At 62.1% G+C, this 13927-nt stretch carries 11 protein-coding genes; 6 read left to right on the top strand and 5 right to left on the bottom strand.

The genetic code is table 11. The annotated features are described in order from the left end of the window. Positions 1-10 precede the first annotated feature (10 nt). Positions 11-784 (bottom strand): double zinc ribbon domain-containing protein, encoded by a 774-nt coding sequence (locus J7359_RS14345; RefSeq protein WP_247740415.1) that lies wholly within the window; start codon positions 782-784, stop codon positions 11-13. Between J7359_RS14345 and J7359_RS14350 the strand changes: the two genes are divergently transcribed. Both J7359_RS14350 and hemH read left to right on the top strand, forming a co-directional pair. Beyond that, positions 783-1622: an SAM-dependent methyltransferase gene (locus J7359_RS14350; RefSeq protein ID WP_209057601.1), complete on the top strand. Its 840-nt coding sequence runs from the start codon at positions 783-785 to the stop codon at positions 1620-1622. The genes J7359_RS14345 and J7359_RS14350 overlap by 2 nt on opposite strands. Next, positions 1619-2650 (top strand): ferrochelatase, encoded by a 1032-nt coding sequence (gene hemH / locus J7359_RS14355; protein WP_209057604.1) that lies wholly within the window; start codon positions 1619-1621, stop codon positions 2648-2650. Before J7359_RS14350 ends, hemH begins: the two co-directional genes overlap by 4 nt. A gap of 922 nt (positions 2651-3572) precedes the next feature. Here hemH and J7359_RS14365 read toward each other — a convergent pair. Further along, on the bottom strand, positions 3573-4379 hold the full coding sequence (locus J7359_RS14365; protein WP_209057610.1) for a class I SAM-dependent methyltransferase: 807 nt from the start codon (positions 4377-4379) through the stop codon (positions 3573-3575). Between the two features lie 491 nt (positions 4380-4870). Between J7359_RS14365 and J7359_RS14370 the strand changes: the two genes are divergently transcribed. After that, complete coding sequence (locus J7359_RS14370) at positions 4871-5875, top strand: NAD(P)-dependent oxidoreductase (protein ID WP_280637518.1); 1005 nt, start codon at positions 4871-4873, stop codon at positions 5873-5875. 121 nt (positions 5876-5996) lie between these two features. Here J7359_RS14370 and J7359_RS14375 read toward each other — a convergent pair whose 3' ends face one another. Next, a complete protein-coding gene (locus J7359_RS14375) occupies positions 5997-6242 on the bottom strand; it encodes a hypothetical protein (RefSeq protein WP_209057617.1) in 246 nt (81 codons plus the stop codon). 69 nt (positions 6243-6311) lie between these two features. Next, entirely contained in the window at positions 6312-8402 is a 2091-nt protein-coding gene (locus J7359_RS14380) for a hypothetical protein (protein ID WP_209057620.1), read from the bottom strand. Positions 8403-8764: 362 nt separating this feature from the next. Here J7359_RS14380 and J7359_RS14385 point away from each other — a divergent pair, with 362 nt between their 5' ends. The 3 genes from J7359_RS14385 to J7359_RS14395 all read left to right on the top strand — a co-directional run bounded on the left by J7359_RS14385 (position 8765) and on the right by J7359_RS14395 (position 12643). Then, on the top strand, positions 8765-10636 hold the full coding sequence (locus J7359_RS14385; protein ID WP_209057623.1) for a response regulator: 1872 nt from the start codon (positions 8765-8767) through the stop codon (positions 10634-10636). 91 nt (positions 10637-10727) lie between these two features. After that, positions 10728-11402 carry a response regulator transcription factor gene (locus J7359_RS14390; RefSeq protein WP_247740416.1) on the top strand — a complete coding sequence of 225 codons (675 nt, stop codon included), beginning with the start codon at positions 10728-10730 and terminating at the stop codon, positions 11400-11402. After that, positions 11399-12643, top strand: a complete 1245-nt coding sequence (locus J7359_RS14395; protein WP_209057625.1) for a glycosyltransferase — start codon at positions 11399-11401, stop codon at positions 12641-12643. Before J7359_RS14390 ends, J7359_RS14395 begins: the two co-directional genes overlap by 4 nt. A 6-nt stretch (positions 12644-12649) precedes the next feature. On the opposite strand, the gene J7359_RS14400 is transcribed toward J7359_RS14395, so the two are convergent. After that, on the bottom strand, positions 12650-13927 hold the full coding sequence (locus tag J7359_RS14400; RefSeq protein WP_209057627.1) for a BamA/TamA family outer membrane protein: 1278 nt from the start codon (positions 13925-13927) through the stop codon (positions 12650-12652).

A 13927-nucleotide genomic window follows, 5' to 3' on the forward strand; every position in this document is an offset into this window, starting at 1 on the left:
AGGGTCAAATCTAGTCATCCTTGACCGCGCGCGCCAGAACCGCGACCGATATTGGCCCCGAACCGGCCGTCAGCAGCGCCTCGGCCGCTGCGGCCAGCGTCGCGCCCGAGGTCATCACGTCGTCGACCAGCAGCACCGCCCGGCCTTCGATCCGCGCGCTGCGGCGGGGGTTCACCCCCAACGCACCGGCGATATTGGCAAAACGGTCGCTGACGTTGCGATGGTCCTGACCCTGCGTGTGGCGGTGGCGGATCAGCAGATCGGGCATATGTTGCAGCCCGCGCAACCTGGCCAGATGCGCCGAAACCAGTGCCGCCTGATTGTAGCGCCGCTTCATCAGCCGCCGAAGATGCAGAGGGACCGGCGCGATGACCATGCCGGGCCGCAAGAGCGGCGCGGCCGAACGGGACAGCCAGCCTGCCAGAAAAGGCGCCAGGTCGGGCCGGTCGCCATGTTTCAGCGCCAGGATCAGGCCGCGACCCGTGCCGGAATAGACCACCGCCGCGCGGCCGTGCCGCCAGGGGCGTGCGATCGCCAGGCAATCGTCGCAGATCAGCGATTCGTCGTCGGCACGGCCGGTGCCGTCATCGGGCAGCGGGGCGCCGCAGCGGTTGCACGCCGTGCCGGTGATGAAGCGCGTCTCGCGCCAGCAATCCGGACACAGCCCCGTGTCGCCTTCGGCGCTGCCCGCGACGGGTACGCCACAACCGATGCATTGCGGCGGATACAGCAGTGTCAGCGCGCCTTTCATCGCCCTGCGAAGCACCCTATGTTGCATCCCCATGGAAGCCCCCTCTGCCACCGATCGCCCTGTTCTGACCGACCGCGCGGCGCTGAACCGTCAGCGCCGGCGCGCGATCCGCACGGGTCATGCCGATGTCCTGCACCGCCTTGCCGCGGACGAGATCCACGATAGGCTGGCCGAGATTAACAGATCGTTTACGCAACCCGCCCTGGTGACGGGATTTGCCGATCTCTGGGGCGCGCGTTTCCCGGATGCGAGGATCGTGGCCGATGATCCGGTTCTGGACCTGCGTCCCGGCGCGCATGATCTTGTGATTCACGCCATGTCTCTGCACTGGGCGGACGACCCGGTTGGACAAATCGTGCAATCGGCACGCGCCCTGCGCGAAGACGGGTTGTTCATCGCCGCCTGTCCTGGCGGCCAGACCCTGCACGAGGTTCGCCAGGCCCTGGCGCAGGCCGAAGCCGAAGTGACGGGCGGGTTGTCGCCCCGCATCCTGCCGATGGGCGAGATCCGCGACATGGGCGCGCTGCTGGGACGTGCCGGGCTGGCGCTGCCGGTCGCCGACCTGGTCAGCCAGCGGGCCAGCTATCGCGATCTGATCCATCTGGCGCGCGACCTGCGCGCCATGGGCGAGGGCAACGCCATGGCCGCCCGCCTGCGCCGTCCGACACGGCGCGAGGTCTTTGCCCGCGCCGCCGCGATCATGGCCGAACATCATCCCGACCGCGACGATCCGTCCCGTGTCGCAACGACCTTCGATCTGGTCTTTCTGACCGGATGGGCCCCGTCCGAATCGCAGCCCAAACCGCTGCGGCCTGGATCTGCCAAGACCCGCCTAGCCGATGCGCTGAACGAAATCAGGAACAAGCCATGACGCCAGACCACGCGCCCGCCGATCACCCCGCGATCCAGCCCGCCAGAACCGGCATCCTGATCGCCAATCTGGGCACGCCCGACGGCTATGATTACTGGTCGATGCGCCGTTATCTGAACGAATTCCTGTCCGACCGCCGGGTGATCGACCTGCCGCGCTGGAAATGGCAGCCGATCCTGCAGGGGATCATCCTGACCAAGCGACCGTTCAGTTCCGGCGCGAACTACAAGCTGATCTGGAACGAAGACAAGGGCGAAAGCCCGCTGATGACGATCACCCGCGATCAGACGGCGGCGCTGCGCGACCGGGCCCAGGCCGAATGGGGCGACAAGGTGATGGTCGATTTCTGCATGCGCTATGGCAATCCCTCGACCTCGGATGTGCTTGACCGGATGGTGAAGGCCGGCTGTCGGCGGATCGTGTTCCTGCCGCTGTATCCGCAATACGCCGCGCCGACCTCGGCGACGGCGAACGACCAGTTGTTCCGGGCGCTGATGGAACAGACCTGGCAACCTTCGGTGCGGACCTGCGACCCTTATTTCGACCGGCCAGACTATATCGCGGCGCTGGCGGGGTCGGTCCGCCGGACGCTGGGGGACCGGGTGCCGTCCCGACTGGTCGCGTCATATCACGGCATGCCACGGCGATACCTGATGCAGGGCGATCCCTATCACTGCCAGTGCCAGAAGACCTCGCGCCTTCTGCAACAGGAACTTGGCTGGCCCGACGGCGTGATCGACACCACCTTCCAGTCGGTCTTCGGCCGCGAGGAATGGCTGCGTCCCTATACCGTCGAACATGTCGCCGAACTGGCCGGGCAGGGCGTCACCGATATCGCGGTGATTTCGCCCGCCTTCGCGGCGGACTGCATCGAAACCCTGGAAGAGATCAACGGAGAGATCCGCGAAAGCTTCGAACATGCAGGCGGCAAGGATTTCACCTACATCCCGTGCCTGAACGATGATCCGGCCCATATCGAGGTGATGATGTCGGTCATCCGCGAAAATATCGGCGGCTGGATCCAGTAATTCCTGCCTGGTGCGCGCCCGGCGTGATATCGCGCCGATTGTGCGCTTGACGGCGCGCGTCGCAACCCCTTTCAGGGCTGCGCTGCAGGAGTATAGCTCAGTTGGTAGAGCATCGGTCTCCAAAGCCCTGAATTTTCCAAATAAAATCAGTAAGCCGGTTCCGTTGCGTTATCAGGATATAGCGGAAACGAAGCCGAAACATGATAACTGCAGCCATCTCGATAAACAGCCTGTTGGAACCGCTAAAAACTCGTCGTCCGTCGGCGTCACCCGCAGGTGCCCAAACGATGATCGCAAGTTCCGCGGATGTATCGTTGTCGGGGGTGCGATATGAGTGTCAGGATCATGTCGGCCGTTTTTGAGAGCAGAGAATTGGGCTCCACAGCCCGCCTGATACTGTTGGCGCTGGCGGACCACGCAGACAATGAGGGTCGTTGCTATCCCTCGATTGCACGTCTGAGTGAGATCCGCATTACATATTCGATGTAAGCCATCGGTTTACGTCTCGGATGGCGCGTGCTGGTTCTGGTCCGTGCAGCGATGCTCTGCAAAAAAAGTCCTTGAATGGTGCCATTAAGTCGTCAGAGCAATCGCCTGTTTGCTGGGCTGGCATAATGCTGTGGCTACTCGTTCGGCCCCTTGCGGCCACTCATCGTCGATGTGGCTGCCGCTGTGCAGCTTCACCGAACCGGCCGTCCATGTGGTGCGCAGCGATCAATGGCGGAAATATCGCGCTTTATGACCGTCGTGAAAGGCAGAGATAGTGAAAGAGCGTATTTTTACCGTTTGTGCGTGGGGCATCGCGGGCATTTTCTTTGTCAGCGCCGGGTTCCTCGCCGCGCAGTTCTCTCGGCAATAGGGAAAACCGGCAGACGCGACGATTCCGGGGTGATGCCGCACCTGCCTCCGGGCCGGGATTGCCTCACTGGACCGAGGCTTCAACAGCCCACGCGCGTGCACTCAGATGAATGGAGCCATCGTCCTGTGTCGGCAGGCGCTCTTGCAAGGTGGCCCGAAGTTCTTCGCGTTTCTCGGGTGACAGACTGGCGCAGTAGCCGGGGGCCGGGCCTGCACCCAGGGTGAAGGGCCGCCAGTAGTCGTCGAAGTCCGAAAAGTGCGTCGGCGTTTCCACAGCCTCGATTCGGATTACGACCAAGCCCGCTTCGTCCACCAGAGCCCTAAGGTCGGACGGGGTGCAAAAAGGAAACCGTCCATCCTTCCCCAACTCCGAAGCACCCGGGTCGAGTGAAACCGCGGCTGACCAGAAGGCCCGCATGAACTCCACGCCGGCGTTCGGGTAATCCCATACGTAGAAGCAGACCCGGCCGGCCGGACGGGCGGCACGCTTCATTTCCTTCAACGCTTTGACTTTGTCCGGAACAAAATTGAGCACCAGGGCCGAGACGACTCGATCGAATTCGTCAGCCTCGACCGGAAAGGCCTCGGCCCCGCCGACGAGGAAAGTCACACGAGGGTCTGTCACGATTTCAAGCGCCCACGCGACGAAGCCTTCGGAAGGGTCAACCCCGACCACCCGTCTCGGCTTAGATGTGTCGAGGATGGCCTGTGACAACGCGCCGGTTCCGCAGCCGACGTCTAGCCAATCCAGGTCCTTTTCGGCACCCAGTAGGTCGAGGAAAAGTGGCGCTATCTGGCGACTCCATCGGCCCATGTAGAGGTCATAGCTTTCGCCTGCTTGCCATGCATCATGACGGGATGAGTTGCCCAAGTCTTACCTCCGAAGCAGCGCCATGTGCAGAGACTACCACACGCGCTGGGGCTTGGCTCCGACTAAGTCGCGGGCCGACTTTTGGGCGGCCCGACACGCTACCGTCGACGGCAAGATGGGCTTACTGCCGACCTCGGATGCGGGGCTGCATCGGCATTATCTGGCACGCCCGGCGATGCAAGGACGGCTCTCTCCCGACATTTGCCAGGTAGACTAGGGTGACGTGGTTGTGAATGCAATCCACAGTCTGGGCAGATGCCGTCTGGTGCCAGATTGCCAGATACAATACATCCGCCTGGAACACCTCGCTGAACGCTTTGAACCGAAACCTCGCCCCGGGCGACCAGTGCTCGACTTTGTTGCGGAAAGGTTGCGTGGGATTCATCTCGTGAATTCAGCGTGGTAGCCTGTCAGCATGCGTCGAGCTACAAGACCAAGAACTGGCCTGCCTATTTTCGCCGCCCCACACGGAACTGTCCGATGTCGTTGCACTGGCACGCGAAAAGAAGATCAGCGCTATCATGGTCTCCCAAGGCAAGATCACCGAGGAGGTGATCGCAGCCTCCGATCAGCTGAAGTTCATCGCCAAGCACGGAAGCGGTGTGAACAACATCAATCTGCACGCCGCGGAGGCGCGCGGTATCCCGGTTTTCCGCGCGGTTGGCGCCAATGCACGGGCGGTCGCGGAACATGCGATCACGCTTATGCTTGCGCTGAGAAAATCGCTGCCGCATCTGGATCATGCGACGAAGGTAGGGCGCTGGCTTAAGGGCTCCTTCATCGGAAGGGACATCCTGGGGACCCGGCTCGGACTCATCGGGATGGGCGTGATCGGCCATGAGGCAGCCGCGATGGCGCGCGCTCTTGGGATGCACGTCACCGCCTTCGATCCCGCTTTGCGGCCAGAGGATGTCGCGGGAGATGAGATCGAACCTTGCTCTAGCGTCGGCGCGCTGATCGCGAACTCTGATATCATCTCGTTGCATTGCCCGCTGGTTCCGTCGACGCGGCACATGGTGGATGCGGCGTTTCTCTCCAAGATGCAGAGCCACGCTGTGCTGGTCAACACGGCACGCGGCGGGATAATCGACGAGGTCGCGCTCGAGGCCGCGCTCAGGCAGCGCGAGATCGCCGGTGCCGCGGTAGATAGCTTCGAGGCGGAGCCGCCGCAGAGCGATCATCCGTTGTTCTCGGCACCCAACCTGATCGTCACGCCCCATGCGGCGAGCCTGGATTGTTGTCGCTACGCCGCGAAGGCCATCGAACTTGTCCAATTCGCGGCATGCAAAGGCAAGTATTTCTGGAATCGAGTCCCCGCAACCGACGTGATTTGCATGAGGTCGTTCGGCGAAATCCCGGCAGCCTTTTTCCTGGCCCGGTTCAGGCTTAGACTGCCAGTGATATCGCTCTCGATAGTCGAAGAGCAGGTCACGAGCTTATACCCCATGAAGAGATCTGCAATATCCGGAATTCCGAGCCAGACAGCCTCTTTCTAAACCCGATCCACCAGATGCCCGGACGAAACAGCTGGCTCGATGTGCCCGCAAGCCAATTCATGAGGCCGGACATTGACTTCTGAACGTGGACTTTTGGTGGCCAATGCACTGCGAAGCTGCATCAGCGCCGGGCCAACTGCGCGGGAAACCTGCAAAGCTTGCGGTCGACCGTTGAAGTGGAATCGCTTGTCATCAACCGATCCAGTTGATCCAGCAGACCCACGAGTTGCCTGACCTGCGCGTTCACCTGCCATTTCAAAGCGCAGACATCTTCATCGCTGCAGCTGATTTCTTCGGCATAGACGCGGCAATGTGCAATCGCCATGCGCGACTCCGAAAGCTTCTCATTCAGCTTTTCCGGGTCCATTTCGTCCCTCCTTGCAAGTTGCAGAGGAATGCCGCGGCGGATTTGGCAGGGTGCGCCGCGGCATCTTTCTTAGCCGGTCGTCTCATCTCCGCTGCCACCCAGCAGTCCGCTGTCAGGCGACAAGAGGTCGTCCTGACCGCCAAGCGATGCGAACAGGCCAGCTTCTCCGTCGCCAAGCAACCCACCGGTGATGCCACCAAGCAGATCGCCTTCACCGCCACCCAGCAGCCCGTCGAGCGCACCGCCTTCGTCGTCCAGCAGTCCGTCCAGCAATCCGTTCCCTTCGGTGACGCCCGCAAGCAGGCCTTCATCCCCGACAACGTCGCCCAGGATCCCTTCAGATCCGGTCAGTTCGCCCAGAACGCCGGAGCCTCCGGTGATGGCTCCGGCAATTCCGTCGTCACCCAGGACGGGGTCCAGAAGGCCGTCACCGTTGCCGCCAAGCACGCCTTCGACCGTCTCCAGCAGGCCTCCACCATTCAGCAGATCACCCGGCAGGTTGTCGCCCGACAGACCAGCCAGAGTGTCGGTGATCCCCGACAGAAGGTCTTCGGTCCCGCCGAGCAGGCCGTCGGCAAGGTCTGCCACACCGTCTCCCCCTCCGTCTCCCAACAGATCTTCAAAAGCGCCGCCGATGCCATCTAGCGGACCATCGGACGTGTCAGAGCCATCACCAAGCAGGCCCGTTCCCAACACATCGCCGGCCAGGCCGCCGCTGCCGGTCAGGTCGGACAGAACGCCCTCATCACCGATCACGTCGCCGAGCAATCCGTCCGATCCGGTGGCCTCTGCAAGGATGCCGTCATTTCCGGTGACATCACCCAACAACCCGCCGTCAGCCAGTACCGGGTCAAGGACACCGCCTTCTGTTGCGCCGCCAAGCCCGCCCAGCGCATCGGTGATGCCGCCAAGAAGATTGTCTCCTGTGCCGTCTCCCAGGACGCCGTCCAGAATGCCGCCGATACCGTCACCCGGCCCGTCGGACATGTCGCCGTCGCCCAGCAGGCCGGTTCCGGTCAGTTCGCCGACCAGTCCGTCTTCGCCGGTCACATCGCCAAGTATGCCGTCGTTTCCGACGAGATCGCCCAGCAGGCCGTCAGCACCGGTGACATCGCCCAGTACGGCATTGTCGCCGGTGATGTCCCCAAGGACGCCGCCATCTGCCAGGATGGGGTCCAGTACACCCGCGGATCCATCAACGCCATCACCCAGCAATGGCGCACCCAGAAGATCGTCGCCGACTGCGCCAAGCAAACCGTCTTCACCCAGAAGGTCCCCGGCAAGACCGTCCGATCCGGTCAGCTCACCCAACGCTCCGGAATTTCCGGTTACATCGCCCAACAGTCCGCCGTCACCCAGGATCGGGTCGAGGACACCCTGCATCTGCTCGGCCCCATCGGTCGGGTCCGTGCCATCGGTCGGGTCGGTGCCGTCAGTCGGGTCCGTGCCATCGGTCGGGTCGGTGCCGTCAGTCGGGTCCGTGCCATCGGTCGGGTCCGTGCCGTCGGTCGGGTCGGTGCCATCGGTCGGGTCCGTGCCGTCGGTCGGGTCGGTGCCATCGGTCGGGTCCGTGCCGTCAGTCGGGTCGGTGCCATCGGTCGGGTCCGTGCCGTCGGTCGGGTCTGTGCCATCGGTCGGGTCCGTGCCATCGGTCGGGTCCGTGCCATCGGTCGGGTCGGTGCCATCGGTCGGGTCGGTGCCATCGGTCGGGTCCGTGCCATCGGTCGGGTCGGTGCCGTCAGTCGGGTCGGTGCCGTCGGTCGGGTCTGTGCCATCGGTCGGGTCGGTGCCGTCAGTCGGGTCGGTGCCGTCGGTCGGATCATCTGATCCGCCGGAGCCGCCCCCGCTAGCGGCCACAGCCGCCACGCCCGCCGCGCCTAGTCCAGCAACGGCGGCATCTGCGCCGACCATGCCCGCACCAAGGCCTAACTCTTCCTCATCCGTGCCGTCGGCCAGGATGACCGTCCCGTCGCCCAAGACCAGCTTGTGGGCCATGCCATTCGCGTCGGGCTGATAGAAGCCCTGAACCAGCACCTCGTCGCCGGAATGGAGTTGGACGATAAGATCGTCACCCGACTTTGCATAGCCACCGATGTCGCCTGGCAGGGCCTGAATGGACACCTCGGTCAGTGTGCCAGCTTGAATAATGCTTTGCGCCATCAGGATCATCCTTTCACAAGGGCCCGTCTCTGCGGGCAAGAATAGTATGGGTTCCGCATAGTGAATATATACGTTAGTATGTATCTTGGATGCATACTAAAGATCTGTCAACTATAAGATGTATGGGACACGTTAGGGTGGCGCGATCAGGTCCTACTTGTCTTGAAGACCTGCCCTGGTCCAGATTGGTGGGACAAGCTGAAATCGCGCCGCCTTCAAGGCAGCGGGCAGCCGGGCTTAGAATTCACAAGGTCTCGACGTCAGTGCCTGAAGAGAAATCTCCAAAAGCAGGCTCATCCGAGGATCTGGCCGTCGGATCCGGGCACGATATTGCAAGCTCGGTTCGTCCGATCCTCAGGGCGATGGCTCGTTTGATCGCAACCGATCGCAGAGCCGTGGTGCTGGCGAATGCGGCAGGTCGGGTTCTTCTGGCGAATCAGGGCGCGAACCGTCTTGGTCTCATCCAGGTTGAACTTTTGGCGCGGCTGGACTGGCCAGAGCTGTGCGCGCGGGTTCGCCGGGCCGGCAGCGTGAACGCAACGTGGCATCAGGACGATCAGGTGTTCGAGGGCGAGGTGGTGCATGTGCCCCTTGGCCCCGCCGAAGGATTCCTGCTGCGTCTGGCCGAGAACGACCATGAATCGACTTGGCTGCGAAATCGGGCACGCTCGGCGACGCTGATGCGGGTTTCGCACGATCTGCGCACGCCCATTCAATCACTGCTTGCATCGGCCGATGCCTTGATAAGGGCGCGTTCGGGAACCGACGAACAGTCTCGGCAGATACGGCTGGCCGCGGAATCCGCATTGGAACATATCAGCAATGTGCTGGCCGTGATCCGTGGCGAACAGGGCGGTCACGGTGGACAGCCGGACGAAGATTTTTCCATCGCTGAAGAAGTCAGAAGCCTCGTCGCGCTGGTCGAGCCCATCGCGAAGGCACGGTCAACCGAATTGATCCTGACGACAGATGTTCCTGACAGCCTTATCCTGCATGGGCCGGTGCGATTCGTGCGCGCCCTGTGCCAGAATGTGATCGACAATTCCGTCAATCATGGCGGCGGACGGGTCGAGATCGTGCTGAACTGCACGCAGCTGCCACAGCCGCTGGGCACCGAACTTGCGGATGGCACGGAATGGCGGGTCAAATTTTTGATCCGCGACGAGGGAGGAGGGCTGCCGCCCGCGCAGAAGACGCGCCTTGCGCGTGCTTTGGGGCTGCCGGTGCCCGAGGGAACACCAGAGGCCACGGGTGATACATCCCGACCTTCGGCAGGTTTGAACGTCTTGGCGCATGCCTTGCGGCAACTTGGCGGCCATATCGAGATTCGGGACCGGGGAACCGACGGTGGTGCGCTGCCCGCAAGCGGGGACGGGCGGATCATTGGCACCATCCTGAAAGCGGAATTCACCCTTCCAGCGGCCAGTTTTCCGTTGGAGCGTGCAACATCCGAAGCGGTGCAGGTCACACCCCTGACCGGGCGGACATTGCTGCTTGTCGAGGACAGTCCGGCCAGCCGCGAATGGCTGACCCATATCCTACAAAGCTTTGGTGCCATCGTTGTTTCTGCCGGCGGAGGACCCGAGGCGCTGGCGTTTTTGTCGCGAGACGACCTGGCGCGCCGCGTGGAACTGATCCTGACAGACGTGACGCTGCCAAGGATGAGCGGCATCGATTTCGCGGCCCGGTTATGCGCTGGTGATCCGGCCTCTGCGACCAGGTGGACCGGCAAGATCGTGGGACTTACCGCGCATGCGGATGACAGCATCAGACGCGCCTGCCGGCAGGCAGGCATGGTCTCTGTCCTGGAAAAGCCGATCCGCTCGGACACATTGAAGAACGCGCTGATCGGGATCATGTCGCAAGACGTGCCTACTGCTGTTGACCCCGACATGATCAGCGAGGACCGAGACAGGGCGATCTCATCACAGGCCGCCAGCGATCTTGTCCAAAGGCTTGGTCCGGACAAGGCGCGCTCGTTCATGATACGGGCGCTGGATGAAGCCCAGTCGGTGCTGGATGAACTGACGACCGAGGGGCTGGGCCCGGATACAGGACGCAGATTGCATGCGGCCACCGGCGCAAGTGGCCTGACGGGGCTGAACCTTGTGGAAGCGCGGCTTCGGGCGATAGAACGGGCCGTTGAACTGGGCCGGACGGACTTGGCCGACCTGATAGCCGATCTGCAAGGCGCGGTGACATCGACCCGGACCGCCGCCGAGGATCTGACATGAGAGGGCGGGAATTGTTCGATACAGGAAAGATCGTGTATCGCAGGTGCGGAAAACTTGCGGTCGGACGTAGCGTGCGAGCGGGCCCAGGGATATGCGTGTCGACGACAGACAGGCGAAGCGAGCGCGGGATATGACGGATCAACACAACATCGGATTGCGCGTGCTGGTCGCGGACGACCACGCCATGATCCTCGACATGTTGGAAATGTATCTTGCGAGTGTTCCCGATATAGACCTGACTACGGTGGCCGATCTGCCCGCCGCGCTTGCCGCCATTGACGCTGACGGACCGTTCGATCTGGTTCTGGTGGATCTGGACATGCCGGGCATGAACGGCGTCGAGGGCCTTGAGCGCGCCTTGAAACACAATGGCGGGAAGCCGGTGGGGATTCTAACCAGCAATCCCGGCAGGGCGGTCGTCGAAGAAGCGATGGCGCTTGGCGGGGCGGGGATCGTCCTCAAGACTGCGTCGTTGAAGAACTTCGCCAATGAGATGCGATTTATGGCCGGGGGCGGCCGTTACCTGCCGATCGAACTGGTCGAGCAGCAGGCAACGGCATCCGAAGCGCCCGTCAGCGCCCTGTCAAAACGTGAGAGTGAGGTACTGGCGCTTTTGGCCGAGGGCAAGCCGAACCGCGCCATTGGGGCTGATCTTTCCCTGGCCGAGCCAACGGTGAAGATGCATGTCAAATCCATCTGCAAAAAGTTGGGCGTCAGCAACCGCACGCAGGCGGTTATCGCGGCTCAGGAACGCAAGCTGATATGAGTAGCGCGGCATCGGCAGGCCGCAAGCTGGTGGTTGTCTTCGCCGGGGCCGTTTATCCGGGACAGTTCGGTCCGCTTTGCGACTACCTGCGCAAGACGGGGATGGCGGAAACCTATTTTCTTACCACGCCGGGTCATCGCAGCCGCAATCTCGACAAGGGGCAACATGTTCTGGCATTTCGACCCGACGGACCGATCGTGGGATCCGAAGGCTACCACTATGTCGCGAAACTGGAACGCTCTGCTCGGATAGGACGAGGGTTGCTGTCTGCGCTGCGCTCGTTCCAGGCGCAGCGCAAGATCGATGTTGTCGTGACGCATTCCCTGTGGGGTGCGCCGCATTTTCTCTATGATGAGATTGATGCCGCGATCGTCAGCTATATCGAGTTTCCCAGCTATCGCACGCATGGATGGGACCCGGCCTATCCGCCGGATCTGTCGCAGCGGATGACCGACAAGAACATCGAGATGCTGAATTTTCATCAGGCACTGCGCAGCGATCTTGTGATTTGCCCCAGCCATCACGCGAAGGCCATGTTCCCCGCCGCGCTGCAGGGCAATATCGAGGTGCAACTGGAAGGGCTGGATTTCGGCCCGCCACTCCCCCCTCGGCCGACAGATCGGCCATTCACGATCGGGTTCGCTGCGAGAGACCTGTCCAGCGCGAAAGGCTTCGACACCTATGTCCGGATCGTCGATCAACTTGTCCGCGACGGGTTCGATGCGCGTTTTGTTGCCCTTGGCGGCGCCGACGGCGCGACCTACGGCTATGAGCAGCAATGGGTTCAGCGGAGATACAAAGGTGAGATTGCCGATTTTGCAGACTACCTGATGCGCGAATATCCCTGCGCGGCCGGCGCGTTGGATATGCCGGGCAAGCTGGCATATGAAGACTTTACGAAGCGCCTGTCAGAGATTGATCTCTTTCTCTACCCGCTTCGCTTTGGCGTGGCCAATTGGGGGCTGATGGAAATTCTAGGGCGGGGCGGTTGCGTCATCGCGCCGCAAAGCGGCTATCCGACGGAATTGATCCAGCACGAAATCAACGGCGTGCTGCTGCCCGACAGTATCGATAGCTGGATCGCCGAGATCAGGGCCCTCAGGGACGATCCCCCGCGACGGCAAAGGCTGGGCCGCGCCGCCCGCATCATTGGACAGGCACAAAGCCTTCGGTCGGTCGCGCCCCGATACATGAAGCTGTTTCAGCAAGCCGTCCGGAATCGCGAACGCCGCCTCGCATAGCGGCCCCTAGAAGTTGGCGCTGACCATCAATCCGAAATTTTGGCGTTTGTCCTGCGGCTGACGCGACAACGGCGTCGCGGCATAGACCGAGACTGGCGTTTCGCCGATCGTCATCGACAGGGTCAGACCGATGCTGCTGCGAATATGGGATGAATCGTCGATGCGACCGTCAAGATCGTCATCCAGATCCCAGACCGAACCGATGTCGACGAAGGCCCCACCGCGCAAGTGCTGACCCGCGATCTTGCCCAGATCCCGTTGCAACTCTGCGGATGCGATAAGATAGCGATTTCCGCCCAGCATATCGCCTTGGTCGGCAGGCCCGATGCCGCGAGGTGCGAAACCGCGAAAACTGTCACCGCCGGGAAACAGCCGATCCAGCGCTGTCGTGTCGTTGCCTGAAAGCCCTGCGACCAGACCGGCACCAAGCCGCAGCATCAGGTCGGTCTGACTGCTTGCCTTCAGTGTCGAGCCAAGCTCGACCCGGCTTTCCGAGACAGGGGAAGCGGTGCCGATGTTCCACAGGAATTGCTCGACCCGGACGAACCAGCCCGGACGATCCGCCTCTGCATCGCGATAAGTCAGCCCGAAGCGCAGGAAAGGCGCGTCCTGCTGACCGCGATCACGCAGCAGAAGCCGGCTTGCGGAGGCATTCACGTCGTAAAGGCGATGATCCCGGTAGCCCAGCCCGTATTCGATCCGCAAATGCTGGCGCGGAGTCCACGCCAGATAGGCCTCGGCCTGACGGTTGCGAACCGAAAAGGACAAGTCTCGGTAATCCGCATTCTCGCCGGTCAGGTCGATGCCGAAATGCAGTTTCGGCCCGAATGCCTCGGGGCGATAGAAATTCATATCAAAGCTTTCCACGTCGCGGCTGAAATCGCCGTGAATCGCGGTAAAGCTGTCCGGGATCAGGTTGAACTGCTCGTAGGACAGGGTGCCGGTCAGGCTGCGGTCATTGACCCAGGAAATTCCCGCATCGATGCGGCCTGGGCGCTGTTCGATTTCAGTGACATCGATGACCAGCGCCCTACCTTCACCCGAAATCGACACCCTCTCGAAAACGGCCGTGGACATCAGACATTCCTCGACGGCACGCATTTCTGCCTCGTCGATGTAGATACCCTGCAATTCGCCGCAAGTCTTGCGGATGTCCTCCTCGGGGATCAGCTCCGCACCGCGGACCGTCACGCGATCATAGACATTGGCCGAGGACCCAGAGGCCGCGCCCAAGGTGGTGGCAAGAACGAGGATGCAATGATGCAAGGTCTTGTGCGAGATCAT

This window comes from Paracoccus sp. R12_2 (assembly GCF_017744015.1).
Taxonomy (GTDB): Bacteria; Pseudomonadota; Alphaproteobacteria; order Rhodobacterales; family Rhodobacteraceae; genus Paracoccus.